Raw genomic sequence first — 22,084 nt, 5'->3', positions numbered from 1 at the left:
CGCCGCCCCCGCGGGCCGTCTCAGGCGGGGGCGCGGCGCAGCAGCGCCACCAGCGCCCGCGCGTCGTCCGCGCGCGGCACCAGCAGCTCACCGACGCGGTGGTGCGACAGGCGGCAGTACAGGCCCAGCGTCACGCCGGTGAGCACCGCGAACGCCACCAGCGTGGCGACGGCCGCGCCCATGCCTCCCATCGAGGGAACCAGCGCGAACGTCAGGGCCACGTTGAGGACGGCGACGCCGGCCTGCACGGCGCTCAGCGTGCCCGGGCGGTCGAGGGCGTTCAGCCCCGCCCCGCACACGCTCGCGAGGCCGGCCGGCAGCGACGCCACCAGCAGCACCTGCATCATCGGCGCGGCCGGGCCGAAGTCGGCGCCGAAGACCACGCGGACCAGCAGCGGAGCCGCCAGGACGGCGACGGCCACGCACGGGATGCCCAGCAGCACCGCCAGCCGGCACGAGCGGGGGATGAAGTCGTCGGCGGACCGGCTCGCGGTGCGGGAGAAGGCGATGTCGCGCAGCGCCGCGAACGCGGCGGTCGGCACCTCGGCCACCGCCACGGCCACCGAGTAGTAGCCCAGCTGGGCCGCCGCCGTGAGCGGCGTCATGATCACCTGGTCGGCGCGGTAGATGAGCACCACGCTCAGGCCGCCCACCCACACCCGGCTGCCGTAGCTGGCCACCTCGCGCAGCGTGGTGGTCCGGTGCGCCCCCGGTGCGGCGCGGCCGCGGCCGCCGCGCCGGAACGAGACCAGCAGCGCCAGCACCGCTAGCGCGACGGTCCCCTGCGTCACCCACGCCGCGGAGCCCACGGTGAGCGAGCCGGTCAGGGCCAGCACCACGATGAGCACCAGGCGGGTGCCCACGGCGCTCCACTTCTCGAGGTTCAGCGCGCCGAAGTCACCGCGCCCCAGGACCAGCCCGCGCACCGTGTTGGCCGGCATGTACACGAGCAGCAGCAGCACCAGCCCCGTGTACAGCGCCATCGTGCCGGGGTGCTGGCGCAGCAGCACCGGGCCGAGCAGCAGCAGCCCGACCACGCCCACCACGGCGGCGGCGGCGCTGATGGCCCCCGAGCGCAGCAGGACCGCGCGCGTCGTGCGCGAGCGGTCGGCGCCGAAGAAGGAGCTGGCGTCCCACTGGCCGGCGGCCAGCAGCAGCACCGCGAGGTTCACCGGCGCGCAGACCGCCACCAGCACGCCGCGGTCGTCAGGGCCCAGCGCCCGCGCGAGGATCGGCGCGGTGATGATCGCCGACGCCGGCAGCGCGAAGTTGGCGAGGATGGTCGTGATGACGGCGTGCGCGGACCCACGGGCCCGGGGGCCCGGCCGCGCCGCGACCTCCTCCGCCCCCTCCACGTCCTCCGCCCCCTCGACGGGGACCGGGTCGGGCGGCGGGACCGAGGGGACGTCGCCCACGGGGCGGGCGCCGCTCACGCGACGCTCCGCAGCAGGTCGGCCAGCTGCGGCGCCACCGCCGACCACGAGGCGCTGCCCCGCACCCGCGCCAGCGCCGCCGAGCGGACCGCGGCGCCCCCCTGCTCGACCCGGCGGACCGCCGCGGCCACCCCCTCCGGCGTGGCCTCGGTGCACAGGGCGCCGTCCACGCCGTCGTCGACCAGGTCGCGGAAGACGGGGATGTCGGAGAGCACGCACGGGGTCCCGCACGCCATGGCCTCCAGCGCCGCCAGCAGCCGCGCCTCGTGGCTGGAGGGCTGCACCAGGGCGGCGGCCCCCCGGTGCAGGTCGCGCAGGCGCTCGCGGTCGGTGACGAAGCCGTGCAGCACCACGCGGCCTTCCAGTCCCTCGGCCCGCACGACGTCGCGCACGAGCTGCTCGTCCGGGCCGCTGCCCACCACGTCGAGGTGCCAGCCGGGCAGGTGGGCGAGCGCGCGCACCACCGTCGTCGTCCGCTTGTGGTGGTCCACCAGGCGGGCCACGTGCAGCAGCCGGCGCTCCCGCGGGGCCTGCGCGCCCCCGGGGCCGGGGGAGAAGAAGGCGGTGTCCACGCCGTTGGCGAGCAGCACCGGCCGGGCGCCGAAGCGCGCCGCGCTCGCCACCTCCTGCGCCGTCTGCGAGGTCAGGGCGGCCGCGCGCCGGAACGAGCGCCGCTTGAGCAGCGTCAGCTGGTGGTGCGCGGTGCCGCCGTGGTCCGCGCCCACCACGGGCAGGGGGAGGCGGCTGAGCACGTCGAACCGCCCCGTCCAGTACTCCTGGAGGTAGAGCACGTCGACGTCGTCCTCCGCCAGCAGGCGGAGCAGGTCTCGGCGCACCGCCAGCCCCCAGCCGGCCTCGGACGCCCAGCGCAGCGGCGCGGTCCGGATGACCGGCCCGAGAGCGCGGTTGACCCGCACCCACCCCGGCCGCGCGCGCACGAAGCGCACCCGGAAGCCGTCCTCGGTGGTCACCGCGGCGGGACGGCCGCGGGTGGCCGCGTACAGCAGCAGCTCCACGCCCTGCTCGCGCAGCTGGCGCGCGTACTCCCAGGCCCAGTCGTTGCGGTAGCGCGCGAGGTAGTCCTCGCGGGTCCAGCCGAGCCCGTCCTCGTAGAAGTCCTCGAAGGTGTCGCAGCTCAGCAGGGCAGCAACGCGCAGCACGCGCACCTCCGGCGGGTCGGGTGGGAGCGCGTCAGCGCGCGAGGGCTCCCACAGCATCCACCACGACGGCCCTCGTGACGGCGGACGAACCCCCGACCACTGTGAGCCGGCTCACGCCACCGCAGCTCGACAGGCCCGTGAGGACGTCGGACGGGATCCTCCGCGAGGGGGTCAGCAGCACCGGCCACCCGTAGGTCGCGCCGACGGCGGCGTCGGGGAACGCCTCGCCGCTGGTGAGCACCAGGCGCGAGGAGCCCCCCGCGCAGCCGGCGGTGGCGAGCACCTTCGCGGCCGTGGCGTAGCGGTCCGCGCCCCGCAGCACCCGGACGGTGACCCCCGGGAGCGCCCCGGCCGACTCCAGGGCGGACGCCGCGGGGCCGCCCACGGCGGTCACCGCGCCGCCGCCGGAGGCTGCGCACTCGCGCAGGACGTCTCCGGTGGCTGACGGCAGGCGCGCCCCGCGGGTCAGCAGCAGCGGCCGCTGGGGCGTCACCAGCCCGGCGGCGGAGGCCGCGTCGGGGAAGTCCGTGCCGCTGGCGAGCACCAGGTCGCAGCTGGGACGCGCCCCCACCGCCCGGCGCAGCGCCGCCGCGGTGGCGTAGCGGTCGGCGCCCGCCACCCGGTCCACCTGCAGGCCCAGCCGCGCCACCGCGTCCGCGACGCCCGCGCCGAGGGCGCTCTGACCACCCACCAGGTGCACCGTGCCGCCGGGGTCGACCCGGCGCTGCAGCTCGCGCGCCACGCGGTCGTCCAGCTGTCCCCGGGGCGTCAGCAGCAGCGGCCCGCCCACCGACCGGGCCAGCGCACCACCGGCCACGGCGTCGGGGAAGTCGTCGCTGACGGCCAGCACGGCCGCCGGGGCGCGCTCGGTCCCGGTCACGGAGGCCTGGTCCTGCGAGACCGCCACGGACGTGGCCACGCGGTCGTCGCCGGCCACCCGCACCGCCGGGGCGGGGTCGGTCCCGCCGCTCGGGGGCACGGTGAGGAAGGTGACGCGGTCGGGCACCGAGAAGCCCAGCGAGCCGCCGCTGAGGCGGGCCGAGGTGTCCTGCAGGTGGCCGGCGTCGTCGATCGTCTGCACCGTCGCGCGGTCAGCCCCGCTGCTCAGGGTGACCGTGACGTCCATCGGGGGCTGCTCGACCTGCCGGACCGGCTGCTGGGGGTCCTTGCTCGGCCCGCTGGCGTCGTCCGCGGTCACCTCGTGCCACAGCGCGACCACGAGGGTGCCGTCGCTCTTGCGCACCGCCACGTGGTGCAGCTGCGCCGGGTCGTACCCGGCGGGCGGCGTCACCGCGATGCGCGCCTCCGGCGTCTCGGCGGCGCCCGCGGCGCCCGGGGTGCCCGAGTCGGCCATGACCCGCAGGAGCGACTGCACGGCGTAGTAGGCGGGTTTGGGCGTCAGGTCGTGGCGCACCAGCCCGAAGTGGGCCTCGCGCTCACCACCGCCCGGGTCGGAGTACTTGTCCAGGAACTCGTAGGCGTACGTCTGCGGGATGCCGAGGCGGTAGTCCTCGAGGAACAGGCGCGGCGTGTAGCGGCCCTGGACCACCTCGGACGGCCCGAAGCGGTACGTCGAGTAGCCGGTCTCGGTGGCGACCATCGGCATGTCGCCGTAGGGCGGCCGGTTGTTGACGAAGTTCCACGGGTACCTGTCCAGGGCGATCGACGGGAAGTCCGACTGCCAGTAGTACCTGTCGAGCCCCGCGTACGGCGTGGGGGCCGTGTGCGTGTTGGGCCCCGGGTAGGGGTGGAAGCTGCCGTAGTCGGCCGAGCCCGTGAAGGTGCCCGTGCCGTAGGGCTGGGAGCCGTCCCAGTAGGTGCCACCCAGGCTGGGGGCGATGACGTCGGGGCGCCCGGCGGCGGGCAGGGCCTGCACCGCGGCGTAGAGGTCCTTCTGCCAGGCGACCACGCCGGCGGGGAACGGCTGGCCGCGGTACGTGGTCCCGTTCTTGGTCCAGAACAGGTCCCCCTCGTTGGGACCCTCCACCGCCGTGACGGCGCCGCTGGCCGCGGCAGGTGCCAGCGCCGCCACCTGGCGGGCGGGGTCGGGGCCCCCGGCGACGTCGATGACGGCCGTGGTGCGCACACCGGAGGCGAACAGGTCCGCGGCGCGGTCGGCGTCTCCCCGCACGCGCGTGATGCCGGCGTCCACGATCATCTGCTTCACGCGGGCGTACTGCGCCACGTACGGGGTGTCGGTGAAGTGCCAGTGCGCGTTGACGCCCACCGAGTCCACGAAGTCGGCGGCGGGGGTGGTCTCGACCGGCACCGAGGCGTCCGCCGCGGCCGTGACGGCGGAGGTGGTGGCGGGCGCGGACGGTCCCGGGGCCGCCGAGCGGCTGTCGAGCACCACGCCGAGGGACCCCGCAGCGAGGGCGACCAGCGCGCTGAGCGCAGCGGTCGTCGTGCGAGCGCGCACTGCGCCTCCCGGTGGTCGCTGGCCGGCCCCCCTACCAGTGCCAGCACCCGCCAGGCTAGGCGACCCACCGCCGGGGCGAGGGCGATCTGCCCGAAGTGGGACGGTGGAGGTGGACCGGTCGTTACGCGGCGTCAGCACCCGGACACCGTGGGTCCAGCGCTGCGCCGAGCGGGGTCACTCGTGCGGGTGAGGGGAGTCGCGCTCAGGCCCCCGCGCGACCCGCCCGTCGTGATCACGGGTCATCCGGCACCCGTTCACCCGGATAGCCTCACGGCGACGAGGGACGACCCAGGGGGGGCCGGGTGACCTACCAGCGGCTGAACGTCGCCGTGCTCACGCACAGCGCGGCGCTGTCCGGCGCCGAGCTGTCCCTGCTGCGGCTCCTCCCCAGCGTCGAGGCGGCCCGCGTGGTGCTCGTCCTCGGGGAGGACGGGCCGCTGGTGGAGCAGGCGCGCGGCGCGGGCCTCCAGGTCGAGGTGGTGCCCCTGGCGCGCGCCAGCGGCGACCTCCGGCGTGACGCGCTCGACGCGCGGCGGCTGCCGCTGCGAGCGGCGCTGGGCGTGCTGGTGCACGTGGTGGTGCTCTCGCGCCACCTGCGCCGCCTCGGCGTGGACGTGGTGCACACCAGCTCGAACAAGGCCCACCTCTACGGCGGGGTGGCCGCGCGCCTGGCCCGCCGTCCCCACCTCTGGCACGCCCACGACCGCACCGCCCCCGAGTTCATGCCCGCCGCCGCCGTCGCGGTGGTCCGCGCCGCCGCGCGCTGGCTGCCGCGGCTGGTGGTGGCCAACTCCCGCTCCACGCTGGCCTCCCTGCCGGGTGCGCGCACGCCGCGCAGCACCTCGCCCGTGCTGGCCAACCCGGTCGACCTCGAGGCGTTCTCCGTGGTGCTCGAGCAGCGCCGCCTGCGCGCTGCCACCGCTGCCACCGCTGCCACCGGCGAGCCGGCGCCGGAGCTCGTGGTCGGCATGGTCGGGCGCCTGTCCCCCTGGAAGGGGCAGGACCTCTTCCTGCGGGCGTTCGCCGAGGCGTTCGGGCAGGACCCGGCCGTGCGCGGCGTCGTGCTGGGCTCGGCGCTGTTCGGCGAGGACGAGTACGCCCGGTCCCTGCACGATCTGGCTGACGAGCTGGGCCTGGCCGGGCGCGTGCGCTTCGCCGGCTTCGTGCGGGATGTGCCGGGGGCTCTGGCGGAGCTGGACGTCCTGGTGCACGCTTCGGTCATCCCCGAGCCCTTCGGCCAGGTCGTGGTGGAGGGGATGGCGGCCGGCCTCGCGGTGGTCGCCTCCCGGGAGGGTGGTCCCGCCGAGATCGTCACGGACGGCGTGGACGGCCTGCTCTTCACGCCGCGGGACGTGAGCTCGCTGGCGGGAGCCCTGCGGCGCCTGCGCCACGACCGGGACCTGAGGGCCGCGCTGGGAGGTGCGGCCGCCCGGCGCAGCGCCGACTTCGCCGCCGCACCCATCGCCCGCCAGTTGGAAGCCGTGTACGACGAGTGCGCCGGGGGGCGTCGCTCACGGAGGAGCAGCAGATGACCGACCAGCGGTGGACCGTGGTCCACGACTTCGCCTACGTCCACGCCGGCGCCGAGCGCGTCACGCAGGTGCTGGCCAACCGCGTGGTGCCGGGGGCGCCCCTGCTCGCCATCGGCGGGCGCAGCAGCGTGCTCGACGGGATGGGCATCGACGGGGGGTGGCGCACCGTCGTCCCCGCGGACCGGATGGCCGAGTCGACCTACCGGTCGCTGGCGCCGCTGTACCCGGCGCTGCTGCGCCGCCGGCGCCCCCTCGAGGGGGACGCCATCTGCTCCAGCTACGCCTTCGCGCACCTCGTGCCGGTGCGAGGCCGCCGGGTCGTCTACTGCCACACGCCGCTGCGGCAGGTGTGGAGCGGCTACGACAGCTACTCCGCCCACGCCTCGCGCGTGCAGCGCACCCTCCTGGAGGCCGTGGCCCGCCGGCTGCGCGCCAGCGACCTCGCCGGCGCGCGGTCAGCCGCCGCGTACATCGCCTCCAGCCGGGCCGTGGCCGACCGCATCCACCGCTACTACGGGCGCACCGCGCCCGTCATCAGCCCGCCCATCGACACCGCCGTCTTCCACCCCGGCACGGGAGTCGACACCGAGCACCCGTACTACCTGTGGGTCGGTCGCATCGTCGAGCCCTACAAGCGGCTCGAGATGACCATCGAGGCCTTCCGCGGGTCTCCGCACCGCCTGGTCGTGGCCGGCGAGGGCCGTGACCGGGCGCGCCTGGAGGCCTCCGCCCCGGCCAACGTGGAGTTCCGGGGCTGGCAGCGCGACCACGAGCTGGCCGCCCTCTACCGCGGCGCCCAGGCGGTCATCTTCCCCAGCGAGGACGACTTCGGGCTGGTCCCGGTGGAGAGCATGGCCTGCGGGACCCCGAGCGTGGCCCTGGCCGCCGGGGGCGCCGCCGAGACGGTGGCCGAGGGGGAGACGGGCACCTTCTTCACCGAGCAGCGCCCCGAGCACCTGCGCCGCGCCCTGGACCGGGCCGCCGCGCACGGGTGGGACCGGAACGCCATCGCCGCCCGCGGCCGCCGGCACGGCACGGACGCGTTCGTCGCCGCCGTCCGCCAGGTCCTGGCCTCGCTGCCGGACGATGGGCGCAGCGGCGCCACCGCGCCGATCACCGTCGACCTGAGGTCTCCGCGCCCCGCCGAGCCCCACCGCACCGGGCGTGGCGGCCGAGCCGCCCGCTCCCAGGAGGTCCTCCCGTGAGCACCACCCACGACCGCGCGCCGGTCCGGGCCGCGACCCCCGCCGCGGTCCCCGCTGCGTCTCCCGCCGCCCAGCCGTCCACCGACCACGAGGGACCGACCCTGCACGAGCACGCCAGCCCCCCCACCCCGCTCCAGCGGTCGCAGAGCGCCCTGCGACGCCTGGCCACCCCGCTGGTGCGCCGGGCCGTCGCCGCCGTGGCAGCGGGCGCGGTGCTGGGGCTCGGCGTCGGCGTCGTCTACGGGGTGCTCAACCCCCGGCAGGTCAGCGCCAGCCTCGACGTGCTGGTCGACTCGAACGTCAGCCTCACCGGAGACCTGCAGGTCTTCGAGGTGACCGACCGCGAGGTGGCCACCCAGCAGACGATGCTCGGCAGCGCCGCCGTCGCCCAGGCCGCCAGCCGTGCCACCGGTCTCGACCTGGGCCGGGCCTCGGTGGCGAGCGCCCAGAACAGCGACGTCATCACGGTCTCCACCGTGCAGCCCACGCAGGAGCAGGCCTCCCGCGCCGTCACCGCCTACGTCGACGGCTACTTCGCCATGGTCGCCGACAAGCAGCGCGGCCAGCTGCAGGGCGCCCTCGCCGGCGCGCAGGGCAGCGCCCAGGCCGCGACGGAGGCGCTGGCCGCCCTCGACGCCGCCCTGGCGGCGCTGCCCGCGGACGAGCGCAGCGACGCCCTGCAGCGACAGAGCAGCCAGCGTGACTCCTTCGCCGAGCAGCAGCGCACCGCCGCCCAGCAGGAGCAGCGCCTCCAGGCGTCGCTGGCGAGCCTGCCGGTCAACGTGGCCCTCGTCGACTCCGCCCCGGACCTCGAGAGCACCGGTCTGTCGCCGCTGCAGACGGGCCTCATCGGCGGCCTGCTGGGCGGCACGGTCGCCCTGCTCGTCGTGCTGCGGGTGCTCGAGCGCCGACGGGAGCCCCGCCCTGCGCGCTGACGCCGCGGGGACCGCGGTGGAGGCGCCCCCGGCAGCGGCCGCTGCGGAGCGGCCGCTGCTGCTGCCCGCCGGGGGGATGCTCGCCGCCCTCGCGCTGGCCCTCCTCACGGCGGTGCTGTGCCTGGTCTACCCGCCCTTCGGGGCGCTCGCCCCCCTCGTCTACACCGGGGGCTCGGCCGCGCTCTCGCTGAGCTGGCGGCGCACCGCCCCCGAGCGGGTGGTGGAGCTGGCCCTGTGGACGTGGCTGCTGGCCCCCGGGGTCCGCCGCGTCGTGGACATGGTCAGCGGGTTCCACCCCGACAGCCTCGTGCTGGTGGCCCCGCTGGCGGTCTCCGTGCTGTGCCTCGTGCCGGCCGCGGTCGCCGCGCGCCGCGCCTGGCCGCAGCTGCCGGTGCCTCCCCGGGTCCGCTGGCTGGCGGTGCTGCTCTCGGTGCTGCTGGCGTACGGCGCCGGGGTCGGCGTGCTCGTCGGGCGCCCGGTGCCCGCCGTCGCGCTGGCCTTCCTGCAGGCCGCCGCACCGCTGGCGCTGGGCGTGAGCGCCCTGGTGCTCCTGCCGCGCGCGCGGCGGGTGGTGCTGGTGGACCGCTTCGCCGTGTGGGGCTGCCTGCTCGTCGGGGGGTACGGCGTGGTGCAGTTCCTCGTGGCGCCGCAGTGGGACCGCCAGTGGCTCCGGGACGTCGCCGACGTCGCCAGCAGCTTCGGCTACCCCGAGCCGCTGGGCATCCGCGTGTTCAGCACCGTCAACGACCCCGTCTCGCTGGCCGCCTTCCTCAGCCTCGCGGTGCTCTGGCTCGCGCTGCGCCGGCGCCTGGGGGTGCTCGGCTGGCTCGCGCTGGCGGTGGGGCTGTCCTGCCTGGGGCTCACCCTCGTGCGCGCCGCATGGGTGGCGGTCCTCCTCGGGGTGCTGCTGGCGTGCCTGCGCGGCTGGGTCCGGGTGGAGCGGCTGGCCGTGGTGGTGGTCGTCGTCATCGCCCTCCTGCCCACCGCCGGGCCGACGCTGGCGCCCGTGGTGGAGCGGGTGGACAAGTCGGTGAGCTCCGGCTCGCAGGACGAGAGCTTCCAGGCCCGGATCGCCTTCCAGTCCGCGCAGGTGCTCCCCAGCCTCACCTCGGTCTCCGGGGCGGGCCTGGCCTCGACGGGCACGGCGGTGCGGCGCGACGCCGCGGCCGACCAGCGCTTCGCCAACAGCGACTCCGGGTACCTGGAGGTGCTGCGCACCTACGGCGGCCCGCTCGGGGCGGTGCTCGTCATCAGCACGTTCTCGCTGGTCCTCGCCGTGCAGCGCCGCACCCCGCCCGAGGCGCGCGGGGCGGCCGCCCTGCTCGCCGCGGTGCCCGTCACCTTCGTCTTCAACAACGCGCTGGTCGGCGTGCTCGGCGTGGCGCTGTGGTGCTCGCTGATGGCGCTGGTGGACGGGCCCCAGGACGAGCGCCGCGTGGTGGACCTCACCGCGCTGCCCGGGGCCTGAGCCGGACCACCCGGTCAGGCGCCGGACCGCCCGGGCGGGCACGTCGGGTCCGCCACCAGCTGGACCCGCACCGACGTCCAGCGGTCACCGGCGGTGTCGGTGACGGCGGTGAGCTCCTCACCGGTGGTCTGGCCGCCCTCCACGTCCAGGCAGGTGCTGAACCTCGTGGACGTGCCCCCCATCCCGGGGAGCACCACGTCGAGGCGGTAGCCGCCGTCGAAGGTGCGGCCGAAGTCCGCGGTGACGTCCGCCTGCAGCCGGGCCGGGCCGTTCTCCGCCGGGAAGACGTCCCGCACCCGCAGCACCCCGCCGGGGAAGGGGTGGTCTGCCCGCCGCGCGGCCTCCTGGCGGGCCTGGAGCGCCTCCTGGGAGGTGGGGTCGTCAGAGGGCAGCGCCGGCAGCTGCGTGACGACGCCGCCCGGGGTCTGGCTCCCGCCCGGGCTCGCGCTGGGCCCACCGCTGGGCCCCGCGCTGGAGGCGGGCGCCGAGGTGGCGCCGCCCGTCGGCACCTGCGCACCGCTCCCCGGCAGCTGGTGCCCGACCAGCAGCCCGGCCCCCAGCGCCACCAGGGCGGTGGGGGCCGCCACCAGCGCGGCGCGGGTCCACCGCTGCCGCGGACGGGGCTCCTCGCCACCGCCACCGGCAGCAGCGGCGGCTGGGCGCGGCTCGACCGCCGTGGCCGCCCCCGCGGGCCACAGGAGGGTGGCCGACGTGGTCGTCGCGGTGGTGAGCAGCTCGGAGACCTCCAGCCAGCGCTGGGCCGCCCGCTCGGCGGTCGGACGCTCGGCGGGGTCCTTGGCCGTGAGCTCGCCCACGAAGCGCTGCACCAGCGCGGGGAGCCCCGCCACGTCCACGGGGGACTGCAGCACCCGGTGGGTGACCTCCTGGCGGGTGCCGGTCCCGTGGGGCGGGCGCCCGGTGGCGGCGTGCGCCAGCAGGCAGCCGGCGCTGTACACGTCGGCGGCGCTGCCCACCCGGTGGCCCTGCAGCTGCTCCGGGGCCATCCAGCCCGGGGTGCCGATCGACCGCCCGGTGCTCGTGACCCGCGTGGAGGTGTCCGCCAGGGCGATGCCGAAGTCGATGATCGTGGGGCCGTCCGGTCCGAGGACCACGTTGCCGGGCGTGAGGTCGCGGTGCACCACGCCCGCTGCGTGCAGGGCAGCCACGGCGCGGAGCAGCCGGACGGCCAGCACGGACCAGTCGGCGAGCTCCAGCGGGCCGGTGTCCCGCACCGCCGCGGCGAGGGAGGGGCCCGGCACGAACTCCACGGCCAGCCACGCCGGGTCACCTGACGGGTCCGCACCCAGCACGCGCGCCACGGACGCGGACGCGATCCCCGAGAGCACGCGGACCTCGCGCACCAGCCGGGCCGCGAAGTCCGGGTCCGCCGAGAGGTCGGCCCGCACCACCTTGACCGCCGCCGCGCGACCGTCGTCGTCCTCGCCCAGGTAGACGGTGGCCATGCCGCCGCTGCCCAGGCGGCGCGTCAGCCGGTAGGGCCCCAGCCTGCGGGGGTCGGCGTCCAGCAGCGGCGTCCCCCACCCGCCGGAGGAGGCGGGCGGTCCCGTCCCGCTCACGCCCGCACCGGCCCGGCCGCCCCCGTCGTCGTCGTCCCCCGCTCTCAGGCGCCCGGGCGGCCCAGCGCGCGGTAGGTGAACCCGGCGGCGCGCCACGCGGCGGGGTCGAGCACGTTGCGACCGTCGATGACCTGGCGCCCCCGCGTCAGGGACGCCACGTGCGCCGGGTCCAGCTGCACGTACTGCGGCCACTCGGTGAGCAGCAGGACCACGTCGGCACCGCGCAGCGCCTCGTCGGCGTCCTCGCTGTACGTGAGGTCCCCCCACAGGCGCTGGGCGTTGGCCACGGCCTCGGGGTCGGTGACCACCACGTCAGCGCCCTGAAGGCGGGCCATGGCGGCGATGGAGATGGCGGGGGAGTCGCGCACGTCGTCGCTGTGGGGCTTGAACGCCGCGCCGAGGACGGCGATCTTGCGGCCGATGAAGGAGCCGCCGCAGGCCTCGCGGGCCAGGTCGACGACCTTGGAGCGCCGCCGCATGTTGATCGCGTCGACCTCCCGCAGGAACGTCAGCGCCTGGTCCGCGCCCAGCTCCCCGGCGCGGGCCATGAAGGCGCGGATGTCCTTGGGCAGGCAGCCGCCGCCGAAGCCCACGCCGGCGGAGAGGAACTTGCGCCCGATCCGGTCGTCGTGGCCGATGGCGTCGGCCAGCACCTTCACGTCACCACCGGCCGCCTCGCAGACCTCGGCCATGGCGTTGATGAAGGAGATCTTGGTGGCGAGGAAGGCGTTGGCGGCGGTCTTGACCAGCTCGGCGGTGGGGTAGTCCGCGACGAGCACCGGCGTCCCGGCGGCGATCGGTCGGGCGTAGACGCGGCGGAGCAGCGCCTCGGCGCGCTCGCTGGTCACCCCCAGCACGAAGCGGTCGGGGGACAGGGTGTCGGTGACGGCGTGCCCCTCGCGCAGGAACTCGGGGTTCCAGGCCAGCTCCAGGTGCGGGGCGCTCTCGGCGAGGTCGTCGGCGAGCCGGGCGGCGGTGCCCACCGGCACGGTGGACTTGCCCACCAGCAGCGCCGGGCCCTCGACGACGTCGGCGAGGGAGGCGAAGGCGCGCTGTACGTAGGTGGTGTCCGCGGCCAGCTCGCCCTTGCGCTGGGGGGTGCCCACGCAGACGAAGACGACTTCGCAGGCCTTGAGGTCGGAGACCTCGGTGGTGAAGGCGATGGCGCCGTCGGCCTCGCCGGCGCTGACCCGGGTCAGCAGCTCGGGCAGGCCCGGCTCGAAGAACGGCGCGCGGCCGGCGGCGAGGGCGTCGAGCTTGGCCTGGTCGATGTCGTACCCGACGACGTCGTGGCCCAGCTCGGCCATGCACGCGGCGTGCACGGCGCCGAGGTAGCCCAGGCCCACCACGCCCACGCGCAGACGGGCCGGCGCGCCGGCGTCGGCGGCGGGGGTGGCGTCGCCGAGGTCGGGGAAGGCCGCAGTCATGGCGACCATGATGGCGGGCGGGCGGGCGCTCGGACACGGGGTCGGCGCCGAACGGGCGCCCGCCCGACGGGGGAACGTCCGCGCCGCCGCCCGCGGTGGGTGCCCGCAGCCACGCCCACCAGGTGGCCCAGCAGCCGGCGCAACAGCGGTTGCGGAGATCCACCAACCGTGCTGTGACCTGCGGAGATAACAGCCAGGACACGACGGGTCACGGTGTGGACACGACACGCTCGCGACACGCCGCAGCCCGTTCCGCAGTCCCCGCGCGCACGCCGAACATTCCTGCGTGATCCTCCTCGCCGTCGCGCTGCTCGCCCTCGTCGTCGTCGGTGTCGTCGGAGTGGTGGCGGTGGGCGTCTGGGAGTCGAGGACGTCAGCCGCCGCCCCCGCGCGCCCCGCCCTCGTGGAGGTGCTCGACGAGGTCCTCGCCGACCGCCCCGAGACCTACGAGGCTCCCCGCCCGGTGCGCGCCCTGCGCGCCGTGCTCGCCGGCGTCTGACCCGCTCAGCACCCCTCGCCCGGTCCCGACGGCGGCCCGCGGTCCGCGCGCAGACAGCGTCGTCTGCTCGCGGCCCACGGGCCGCCGTCGCACCATGCAGGGGTGAGCAGGCACCCCGTCGCCGATCCCGCCGGACCCGGCCAGGAGTCCGTCTGGGACTACCCGCGCCCGCCGGCCGTCTCGCCGTCGCCGAAGCGGGTGGTGGTGGCGTTCTCGGACGACGACGGCGGGGGAGTCCTCGCCGAGACCACCGGCGCGGTGCGCGTGCTGGAGACCAGCCACCCGCCCACGTGGTACCTGCCGCGCGCCGGTGTCGACGCCGCCCGCCTGCGCCCCAGCGCCGCCACGCAGACCACGTGCGAGTTCAAGGGCCGCGCCACGTACTGGGACGTCCTGACGCCCCGCGGTGAGGTGCTCGAGGCGGCCGCCTGGAGCTACGAGACCCCGTCGCGCGGGTTCGAGGCCATCGCCGGGATGCTCTCGCTGCGCCCGGGCCGCCTGGTGTGCTCCGTCGACGGCGAGGTGGCCCGTCCGCAGGAGGGCGGCTTCTACGCCGGCTGGATCACCGACGACGTCGTCGGTCCCTTCAAGGGCGGTCCCGGCACCTGGGGCTGGTGAACCCACCGCCCCCCGGGGGGCGCGCGTCAGCGGGCGGCGCGCCGGCCGTGACCGGCGCGCCGGCGGTGCTGGCGCCGCGCGGCACCCGACGCCGCGAGCAGCACCGCCAGGCCCGCGACGACCGCCACCAGCGCCGCGAGGGGCACGCCCGTGGGAGCGCTCGTGAGCGGCGACCGCACGACGACGGCGTCACTGCTGCTGCCCGGTGAGCTGGCGCTCGGCGGGGTCGCGGCCGTCCCAGTCGGCGACGGGGACGACGACGGTGCGGTCGCCGCGGTGCTCGTGCCGGTGCTCGTGCTCGTGCTCGTGCCCGTGGGGCGAGGGATGCCCCGGGCGCCGGAGGTGGCCGTCGGGATGATCACCGCCGCCGCCGCCGCCGTCCTCGTCGTCGCCGTCGGGGTGGTGGCGGACCCGACCCGCGCCGGTGGGGTGGCGGTCGGCGCCGCAGCGCTGCTGGTCACGGGGGCTGGCGCGGCCGTCTCCCGGGTCGCGGGTGCCGCGGTGCGCACCGGCGCGGGAGCCGGGGTCGAGGGGGTCGGGGGCTGGTGGTCGCGCTGCCGGCGCCCCCGCCTGTCGGGCTCGTGCCCGTGGTCGGGGTGCTGGTCGACGGGCTCGTCGTGGGGCTCGTGGACGGGCTGGTCGATGGGCTCGTCGTGGGGCTCCCGGTCTGCCCTGGGGACGGCGACCCCGTGGGGCTGTCCGTCGGGCTGCCGGTGGGGCTGCCGGTGGGGCTGTCCGTCGGCGTGTCGGTGGGCGCCGGGCTCGGGCTGCCGCTCGGCTCGTTCGTGGGGGCGCTCGCGGAACCCTCGGTCGGGGTGCTCGTCGAGCCCGTGGGGCTCGGAGACGCGTCGTCCGCCGGTGCGGCGCTCGCCGCCCCGCTGCTCAGCGGGCCCAGCACGAGCAGCCCGGCGACCGCGAGCCCGAGGGGCAGCGCCCTGGCGGCCCGTCGCCGCGCCCCCCTGGGCACCGCCGGTCCCAGCGGCGCGGTGCGCTCCACGTCCTCGCGCACTCCGGCCCTCCGCTCGTCGTGATCACCGCCGCACCAGGAGGAGACCCTGGCGAGCCAGGGCGCGGTCCGCCTCCTCGGGGGAGCGGCTGTCCGCCGTCCGGGGGGCGGCGGGACGGCTTCGCGGTGTGATGATCACGCACGGTGCTGGTCAGGGACCGCTGGGGCCGCGCGGACGGACCCGCTCACGACCCGGTGCTCCTCGCCCGAAGGTCACGAGTGCATCACGAGCACTTGCCAGGACCGGCTGCGTGCGCCTAACTTCCTCGCCATCGATCCGTATCGACGACGACGCGGACCCGAGCAGCGAGGGAGGTGCTCCGATGCCCACCAGCCGTGACGTGGCGAAGCTCGCTGGCGTCTCCCAGAGCACCGTCTCCTACGTCCTGTCCGGCAAGCGCCCCATCTCCCCGGAGACCCGCAAGCGCGTCGAGGGCGCCATCGCTGAGCTGACGTTCCAGCCCAACGCCGGCGCCCGCGCCCTGGCCAGCCAGCGCACCCAGGTCATCGGGCTGGTCGCCCCGTTCGGCGTGACGTCGGACCACTCCGGCCTGCTGCCCTTCATCGAGACCATCGCCAAGTCCGTCCGCGAGCACGACCACGACCTGCTCCTCGTCACCAACGACGAGGGTGCGGACGGCCTGGTGCGGGTGGCGGGCCGGCGCATCGTGGACGCGCTCGTGGTCATGGAGGTCGAGGCGCGCGACGAGCGCATCCCCGTGGCCGCCGGCCTCGACGTCCCCGTGGTGCTCATCGGCGTCCCCGACGACCGAGCCGGCCTGCCCTGCGTCGACGTCGACTTCCACACCGCCGGCGCGCTGGCCGTGGCCGAGCTGGCCGAGGTCGGCTGCCGCAGCGCGGCGGTGCTCGGCTACTCCTCCGCGGAGGTCGACCGCGGCATCAACTACGTGACCCGCTTCCTCGAGGGCGTCCGTGCCGAGGCCGCCCGCCAGGGCCTGCCCCTGGTGGAGGTCTCCCCGGTCGAGCTGGACCGCGCCTCGGTGGACGCCGCGCTGGACGAGGTGCTGTCGGTGGAGGGGGAGGACGGCGAGCTGCCCGGCCTCGTGCTCCCGCACACCGAGGGCGTCACCGGCGTGCTCCGGGCCCTGGCCGACCGCGGCCTCGTGCCGGGGGAGCACCTGGCCGTGGTCGCCATGAGCACCGACGCCGCGGCGGAGGAGTTCACCACCCCGCTGACCAACGTCTCCCTGGAGCCGCGCGACGTGTCGCGGCGCGCGGTGGAGACGCTGTTCCGCCTCCTCGACCCCGACCCCGCGGACCCGGCTGCCGCGGAGTGCCGCGTCGACCTGGTGCAGCCCCGGCTGACGCGCCGGGCCAGCACGCCGGCCCGGCTGCGGCCCCCGGCGCCGCCCCAGCCCCCGGCCCTCGCGGCCGCCACGTCCTCGGCCTGAACCCTGCGGGGAGGAGGCCCCGCTCAAACCGGTCCGTCATCGATACGCATCGACAACACCGAGTTCCCCAGACTCACCCTCTGTCAGAAGAACCGGCTGGTGTCCCAGCCCCAGGAGAACCCCGCGACGTCGCGGGGAGGAACGGATGACCACCATGGCTCGACGGCGAGTTCTCACCACCGCGCTGGCGGCGGGGGCAGCGGTGCTGCTGCCCCTCACCCTCGCGGCCTGCGGTGGCAGCGCCTCCAACAGCGGCAGCTCCGGCAGCGGTTCGGGGGGTGCCACCTCCCTGACCCTGCAGGACTACTACACCGACGACCCGGGCAAGACGGTCTGGGAGGGCATCTACAAGAGCTGCGCGGACGCCGCCGGCGTGACGGTCACCCCGGTCCACATCGCGGGCAAGGACCTCATCCCCAAGGTGCTGCAGCAGGCGCAGAGCAAGACGCTGCCCGACGTCCTCATGCTCGACAACCCCGACCTGCAGCAGATCGCCTCCTCCGGCGCGCTGGCCGACCTGTCCCAGTTCGGCGTCTCCTCCGACGGCTACGCCGACGGCATCGTCAAGGCGAGCACCTACGAGGGCAAGCTCTACGGGCTGCAGCCGACCACCAACTCGATCGCGCTCTTCTACAACAAGAAGATGTTCGCCGACGCCGGCATCGCCAACCCGCCCCAGACCTGGGACGAGCTGCAGGCCGACGCCAAGGCGCTCACCAAGGACGGCAAGTACGGCCTGGCGCTGTCGGCGATCAACACCTACGAGGGCACCTGGCAGTTCCTGCCGTTCTTCTGGTCCGCCGGCGGTGACGAGAAGGACATCAACACCCCGCAGGCCGCGCAGGCGCTGCAGCTGTGGGTGGACATGTTCAAGGACGGCTCCATCTCGAAGTCGGCGGTCAACTGGACCCAGGCCGACGTCAAGGACCAGTTCGCCGCGGGCAACGCCGCGATGATGGTCAACGGCCCGTGGCAGTTCCCGAGCCTGGCCACCAGCGGCGTCGACTACGCCGTGGCGCCGATCCCGCCGCCCACCGCCGGGGGCAAGACGGTCTCCCCGCTGGGCGGGGAGACCTGGACCGTGCCCGAGACCGGGAACAAGGACAAGCAGGCGAAGGCCGCCGAGATCGTCAAGTGCATCAACTCGGACGCCAACCAGAAGCTGATCGCCGACAAGAACAACACGGTGCCCACCAAGACGGCCCTGGCCGAGCAGTACGCGAGCTCGGACTCCCCGATCGCCGGGTTCGCCAAGCTGGTGCCGGACCTGCGGGCCCGCACCGGTGAGCTGGGCGACAAGTGGCCCGACGCCGCCACCAAGATCTACACGGCCGTGCAGAACGCGGTGGTGAACGGCCAGGCGCCGTCAGCGGCGCTCGCGGCCGCCCAGAACGGCTGACGGGGGCGTTATGAGCACCTCGAGCACGCTCGCCCCCGCGAGCGGCTCGCCGGCCCGGGGCGGCGGCGCGCAGGCGTCGTCGTCCCGGGGCACCCGGCGGTCTGGCGCGCGCCTGCGGGCGCGCGCCGCCGAGATCGCCTTCCTCGTGCCGGCCCTGGTCTACCTCGTGCTGTTCTTCGGCTACCCGGTCGTCAAGAACGTCGTCATGGGGTTCCAGGACTACACGACGAAGACGTTCTTCACCGGCGAGGCGCCCTGGGTGGGCCTGGCCAACTACGAGGCCGTGCTGTCCAGCTCCCTGTTCGACAAGGCGCTGCTCAACACGGTCCTGTTCACCGGCGGCTCGATCCTGGGCCAGTTCGTCCTGGGCCTGGCGATCGCCGTCTTCTTCCGCCGCGCGTTCCCGCTGTCGGGGTTCCTGCGAGCGCTGCTGCTGCTGCCGTGGCTGGTCCCGCTCATCGCCTCGGCGGCGGTGTGGCGCTGGATCCTCGACACCGACTACGGCGCCCTCAACCGGCTGCTGTCCGCGCTGCCCTTCGTCGACGCCCACCCGCAGTGGCTGACCAGCACGTCGCTGGCGCTGGTGACGGTCATCGGCGTCAACATCTGGCTTGGCATCCCCTTCAACGCCACCATCCTCTACGGCGGCCTGCAGGAGATCCCCGAGGAGCTGTACGAGGCCGGCGCCCTGGACGGCGCCACCGGCTGGCGCGCCTTCCGCCACATCACCTGGCCGCTGCTGCGCCCGGTCGTCACCGTGGTGCTCGTGCTGGGCGTGGTCTACACGCTCAAGGTGCTGGACATCATCCTGGGGCTGACCAGCGGGGGCCCTGCCAACTCGACCCAGACGATCGCCACGCTGAGCTACCAGACCTCGTTCGTGCAGTTCAAGTTCGGCGAGGGCGCGGCCCTGGGCAACGTCCTCGTGGTCCTCTCCCTGCTGTTCGCGGTCATCTACCTGCGACTCAACCGGAAGGCGGTCGACGAGTGAGCGCCGTGCCCGTCCCCACCCGCGCCTCGGGCGACGTCGACCCGGCCGACGGAGCCCCCCGCCCCGGCAGCCGTGGCGCCCCGTCGAGCCGGCGCTGGCTGTACAGCGCCATCGGCGTCCTGATCATCGCGGTGATGCTCTTCCCGCTCTACTGGATGGTCAACGTCTCGCTGCAGACCGGCGGCGGTGCGGTGGCGACCCCGTGGTTCCCGGAGTCACCCACGCTGGCCGGCTACCAGCGCGCCATCGCCGACCAGGGGCGCAACCTCGCGACCTCCCTGACGGTCAGCCTCGGGGCGGTGGTCCTGTCCCTGCTCATCGCGGCCCCGGCCGCCTACGCGCTCGCCCAGTTCAGGATCCGCTGGGTGACGTGGGTGCTCTTCGGCATCCTCATCACCCAGATGATCCCCGGCATCGTCGTCGCGAACGCCCTCTACAGCGTGTTCAGCGACATCGGCCTGCTCAACTCGGTCCCGGGCCTGATCCTCGCCGACTCCACGGCGGGCGTGCCGTTCGCGATCATCGTCATGAAGGCGTTCATGGACTCGATCCCCACCTCGGTCATCGAGGCGGCCCGGGTGGACGGCGCCAGCCAGCTGCGCGCCTTCGTCTCCGTCGTGCTGCCGATGAGCCGCAACGCGCTCATCACCGCCGGCCTGTTCACGTTCCTCTTCGCCTGGGGCGACTTCCTGTTCGCCCTCACCCTGACCACCACCGAGACCGTCCGGCCGGTGACCCTGGGCCTCTACCAGTACATCGGGAGCTACGTCAGCGACTGGTCGCCGATCATGGCCACCGCCGTGCTGTCGTCGCTGCCGGCGATCGTCCTGCTCCTCGTCGCCCAGCGGTACGTCGCCGCCGGCGTCACCGGGGGAGCCGTCAAGTGACCAGCCCCACGAACAGCCCCACGAACAGTGCAGGGAGCGCCACCCCCATGTCAGAGATGAAGACCGGTGACCACGGCGAGGAGGGCGGCCGCCGCTTCGCGGTGACCGGGCCCGATCGCGGCGCCGACTCCAGCGTGGCCGCCACCGGCCGGCCGATCCGCGTCACGGTGTGGGGCGAGAACGTCCACGAGCGCCAGGAGCCGGAGGTCGCCGAGCGCTACCCGACCGGCATGCACGGCGCGGTGGCCGAGGGCATCGAGGCGCACCTGGGGGAGCGGGCCGTGGTCCGCACCGCCACCCTCGACGCCGACGCCGACCACGGCCTGTCCGAGGAGGTGCTGCGCGAGACCGACGTGCTCACCTGGTGGGGCCACGCCGCCCACGACCAGGTCAGCGACGAGGTGGTCGAGCGCGTGCACCGCCACGTGCTCGACGGCATGGGCCTCATCGTGCTGCACTCGGGCCACTGGTCGAAGATCTTCACCAAGCTCATGGGCACGACGTGCACGCTGCGGTGGCGCTCCGAGCACGACCGGGAGCTGATCTGGACGGTCGACCCGACGCACCCCATCGCGCAGGGCGTCCCGCACCCGATGGTCATCGACGAGGACGAGATGTACGGCGAGTTCTTCGACGTGCCCGCCCCCGACGAGCTGGTGTTCCTCTCCACCTTCACCGGCGGGGAGGTGTTCAGGTCCGGCATGACCTACAAGCGCGGCCACGGGAAGATCTTCTACTTCCGCCCCGGTGACCAGGACTACCCCACGTACTTCCACCCGGGCGTGCGCAAGGTCATCGCCAACGCCGTGGAGTGGGCCGTCACCCTGCGCGCCCGCCGCGAGCACCCCGTGCTCCTGCGCCACGACACCGAGGACTTCTACCGCGGCTTCGACTACACCGGCGCCCTCGACCCGTCTGCGAGGGTGGGGTCGTGATCGGGAACGGGTCCACCGGGCGCTCGGACGCCCTGAGGGTCGTGCAGGTCGGCGCGGGCGCCATGGGCGGCGCGTGGCTGTCGATGGTGGCGGAGTCGGCTGACGTCGAGCTGGTCGGCCTGGTCGACCTCGACCTCGACGCCGCCCGCCGCCAGCTGGCCGAGCGCGGCCACGCGGACGTCGCCGTGGGGACGGACGCCGTGGCACTGGCCTCCGAGACGGGCGCCACCGCCGTCCTCGACATCACGGTCCCCGGCGCGCACCACCCGGTGACCACCGCCGCCCTGTTCGCCGGGCTGCCGGTGCTGGGCGAGAAGCCGTGCGCGGCCACGCTCGCCCAGTCGCTGTCGCTGGTCGCGGCCGCCGAGGTGAGCGAGAAGCTCTTCATGGTCAGCCAGTCCCGCCGCTGGAACCCCCAGCTGTGGGCCTACCGCGACCTGCTGCGCGGCCTCGGGGGCGTCGGCCTGCTCCAGACCGACTTCTTCAAGGCCCCGCACTTCGGCGGGTTCCGCGACGCCATGGACCACCCGCTGCTCGTGGACATGGCCATCCACCAGTTCGACATGGCGCGCTTCCTCCTCGGCACCGAGCCCGTCTCGGTGACGTGCGAGGAGTGGAACCCCTCGTGGAGCTGGTACGCGGGCGACGCCTCCGCCACGGCGGTGTTCGAGTTCACCGGCGGTGCCCGCTACGTCTTCAACGGCTCCTGGTGCGCTCCGGGTGCCGAGACGTCGTGGAACGGCGTCTGGCGCGCCGGGGGCGAGAAGGGCTCCGCCCTCTGGGACGGGGACCACGAGCCGACCGTCGACGTCGCCGACTCCGGCGCCGCCGTGCCCGAGCCCGGCGCCCGCCTCCCGCACGACGGCATCGGCGGCGCGCTCGCAGTGTTCGTGGACGCGCTGCGCACCGGCACCACGCCGCAGAGCGAGGTGCACGAGAACGTGCTCAGCCAGGCGATGGTGGAGGCCGCTGTCGAGGCGGCGGCCGTCGGGCACCGCGTGCAGCTCGACGACGTGCTCACCCGCGCGTGGGAGCAGGCCGTGGAGGCCGAGCGGCGCGAGGACGTGCGCGAGCAGCTGCGCTCGTGGACGTCGGTGCGCTCCGTCCTCGGCGGCTGACACCCCGCCCCCCGCCGCGACCGCGGCGACCGAGGGAGCTGCACCCGCCGACGCGGGTGCAGC

The 22,084-nt window shown here is 75.3% G+C and carries 19 protein-coding genes; 13 read left to right on the top strand and 6 right to left on the bottom strand.

All coding sequences use genetic code 11. The features are described from left to right. Nucleotides 1-20 precede the first annotated feature (20 nt). The 3 genes from H7K62_RS23690 to H7K62_RS23685 are packed head-to-tail and all read right to left on the bottom strand — an operon-like array spanning nt 21 to nt 5,012. Complete coding sequence (locus H7K62_RS23690; protein WP_186717456.1) at nt 21-1,433, bottom strand: lipopolysaccharide biosynthesis protein; 1,413 nt, start codon at nt 1,431-1,433, stop codon at nt 21-23. Further along, entirely contained in the window at nt 1,430-2,593 is a 1,164-nt protein-coding gene (locus H7K62_RS08410) for a glycosyltransferase family 4 protein (RefSeq protein WP_186717455.1), read from the bottom strand. Before H7K62_RS08410 ends, H7K62_RS23690 begins: the two co-directional genes overlap by 4 nt. A 31-nt stretch (nt 2,594-2,624) precedes the next feature. Further along, nucleotides 2,625-5,012, bottom strand: coding sequence for a cell wall-binding repeat-containing protein (locus H7K62_RS23685; RefSeq protein WP_186717454.1), 2,388 nt, complete (start codon nt 5,010-5,012; stop codon nt 2,625-2,627). A 302-nt stretch (nt 5,013-5,314) separates the two neighbouring features. Here H7K62_RS23685 and H7K62_RS08400 point away from each other — a divergent pair, with 302 nt between their 5' ends. From H7K62_RS08400 to H7K62_RS08385, 4 genes are read left to right on the top strand one after another with little or no spacing between them, the layout of a single operon-like run. Then, nucleotides 5,315-6,544, top strand: a complete 1,230-nt coding sequence (locus H7K62_RS08400) for a glycosyltransferase (protein WP_186717453.1) — start codon at nt 5,315-5,317, stop codon at nt 6,542-6,544. Next, on the top strand, nt 6,541-7,749 hold the full coding sequence (locus tag H7K62_RS08395) for a glycosyltransferase (RefSeq protein WP_186717452.1): 1,209 nt from the start codon (nt 6,541-6,543) through the stop codon (nt 7,747-7,749). The genes H7K62_RS08400 and H7K62_RS08395 overlap by 4 nt, the downstream gene beginning before the upstream one ends. Next, nucleotides 7,746-8,684: a hypothetical protein gene (locus H7K62_RS08390; RefSeq protein ID WP_186717451.1), complete on the top strand. Its 939-nt coding sequence runs from the start codon at nt 7,746-7,748 to the stop codon at nt 8,682-8,684. Before H7K62_RS08395 ends, H7K62_RS08390 begins: the two co-directional genes overlap by 4 nt. Nucleotides 8,685-8,700: 16 nt before the next feature. After that, the gene (locus H7K62_RS08385) at nt 8,701-10,152 is read left to right on the top strand and encodes a hypothetical protein (protein WP_186717450.1); all 1,452 of its coding nucleotides are present in this window, start codon (nt 8,701-8,703) and stop codon (nt 10,150-10,152) included. Nucleotides 10,153-10,166: 14 nt separating this feature from the next. Here the strand turns inward: H7K62_RS08385 and H7K62_RS08380 are convergent, their stop codons facing one another. Further along, nucleotides 10,167-11,729: a serine/threonine-protein kinase gene (locus tag H7K62_RS08380; protein ID WP_186717449.1), complete on the bottom strand. Its 1,563-nt coding sequence runs from the start codon at nt 11,727-11,729 to the stop codon at nt 10,167-10,169. Nucleotides 11,730-11,773: 44 nt separating this feature from the next. Continuing rightward, on the bottom strand, nt 11,774-13,078 hold the full coding sequence (locus tag H7K62_RS08375) for a UDP-glucose dehydrogenase family protein (RefSeq protein ID WP_370591675.1): 1,305 nt from the start codon (nt 13,076-13,078) through the stop codon (nt 11,774-11,776). A 364-nt stretch (nt 13,079-13,442) separates the two neighbouring features. Between H7K62_RS08375 and H7K62_RS08370 the strand changes: the two genes are divergently transcribed. Next, nucleotides 13,443-13,655: a hypothetical protein gene (locus tag H7K62_RS08370; protein WP_186717447.1), complete on the top strand. Its 213-nt coding sequence runs from the start codon at nt 13,443-13,445 to the stop codon at nt 13,653-13,655. 102 nt (nt 13,656-13,757) lie between these two features. Next, the gene (locus H7K62_RS08365) at nt 13,758-14,273 is read left to right on the top strand and encodes a DUF427 domain-containing protein (RefSeq protein ID WP_186717446.1); all 516 of its coding nucleotides are present in this window, start codon (nt 13,758-13,760) and stop codon (nt 14,271-14,273) included. A gap of 26 nt (nt 14,274-14,299) precedes the next feature. Here the strand turns inward: H7K62_RS08365 and H7K62_RS08360 are convergent, their stop codons facing one another. Further along, a complete protein-coding gene (locus H7K62_RS08360) occupies nt 14,300-14,734 on the bottom strand; it encodes a hypothetical protein (protein ID WP_186717445.1) in 435 nt (144 codons plus the stop codon). An 84-nt stretch (nt 14,735-14,818) separates the two neighbouring features. Here H7K62_RS08360 and H7K62_RS08355 point away from each other — a divergent pair, with 84 nt between their 5' ends. The 7 genes from H7K62_RS08355 (at nt 14,819) to H7K62_RS08325 (ending at nt 22,021) form a co-directional block, all read left to right on the top strand. Continuing rightward, nucleotides 14,819-15,304, top strand: a complete 486-nt coding sequence (locus H7K62_RS08355) for a hypothetical protein (protein WP_186717444.1) — start codon at nt 14,819-14,821, stop codon at nt 15,302-15,304. A 316-nt stretch (nt 15,305-15,620) separates the two neighbouring features. Then, nucleotides 15,621-16,691 carry a LacI family DNA-binding transcriptional regulator gene (locus tag H7K62_RS08350; RefSeq protein ID WP_186717443.1) on the top strand — a complete coding sequence of 357 codons (1,071 nt, stop codon included), beginning with the start codon at nt 15,621-15,623 and terminating at the stop codon, nt 16,689-16,691. Nucleotides 16,692-16,845: 154 nt separating this feature from the next. Continuing rightward, nucleotides 16,846-18,090 (top strand): sugar ABC transporter substrate-binding protein, encoded by a 1,245-nt coding sequence (locus tag H7K62_RS08345; protein WP_186717561.1) that lies wholly within the window; start codon nt 16,846-16,848, stop codon nt 18,088-18,090. 10 nt (nt 18,091-18,100) lie between these two features. Beyond that, nucleotides 18,101-19,081: a carbohydrate ABC transporter permease gene (locus H7K62_RS08340; RefSeq protein ID WP_186717442.1), complete on the top strand. Its 981-nt coding sequence runs from the start codon at nt 18,101-18,103 to the stop codon at nt 19,079-19,081. A 134-nt stretch (nt 19,082-19,215) separates the two neighbouring features. Further along, nucleotides 19,216-19,968: a carbohydrate ABC transporter permease gene (locus tag H7K62_RS08335; protein WP_186717560.1), complete on the top strand. Its 753-nt coding sequence runs from the start codon at nt 19,216-19,218 to the stop codon at nt 19,966-19,968. Continuing rightward, nucleotides 19,965-20,903 carry a ThuA domain-containing protein gene (locus tag H7K62_RS08330; protein ID WP_370591671.1) on the top strand — a complete coding sequence of 313 codons (939 nt, stop codon included), beginning with the start codon at nt 19,965-19,967 and terminating at the stop codon, nt 20,901-20,903. Before H7K62_RS08335 ends, H7K62_RS08330 begins: the two co-directional genes overlap by 4 nt. After that, nucleotides 20,900-22,021 (top strand): Gfo/Idh/MocA family protein, encoded by a 1,122-nt coding sequence (locus tag H7K62_RS08325; RefSeq protein WP_370591670.1) that lies wholly within the window; start codon nt 20,900-20,902, stop codon nt 22,019-22,021. Before H7K62_RS08330 ends, H7K62_RS08325 begins: the two co-directional genes overlap by 4 nt. Nucleotides 22,022-22,084: the final 63 nt, after the last annotated feature.

Origin of the sequence: Quadrisphaera sp. RL12-1S, assembly GCF_014270065.1 — a bacterium.
Classification (GTDB): Bacteria; Actinomycetota; Actinomycetes; order Actinomycetales; family Quadrisphaeraceae; genus Quadrisphaera.
This window is presented reverse-complemented; position numbering and strand designations above follow the sequence as displayed.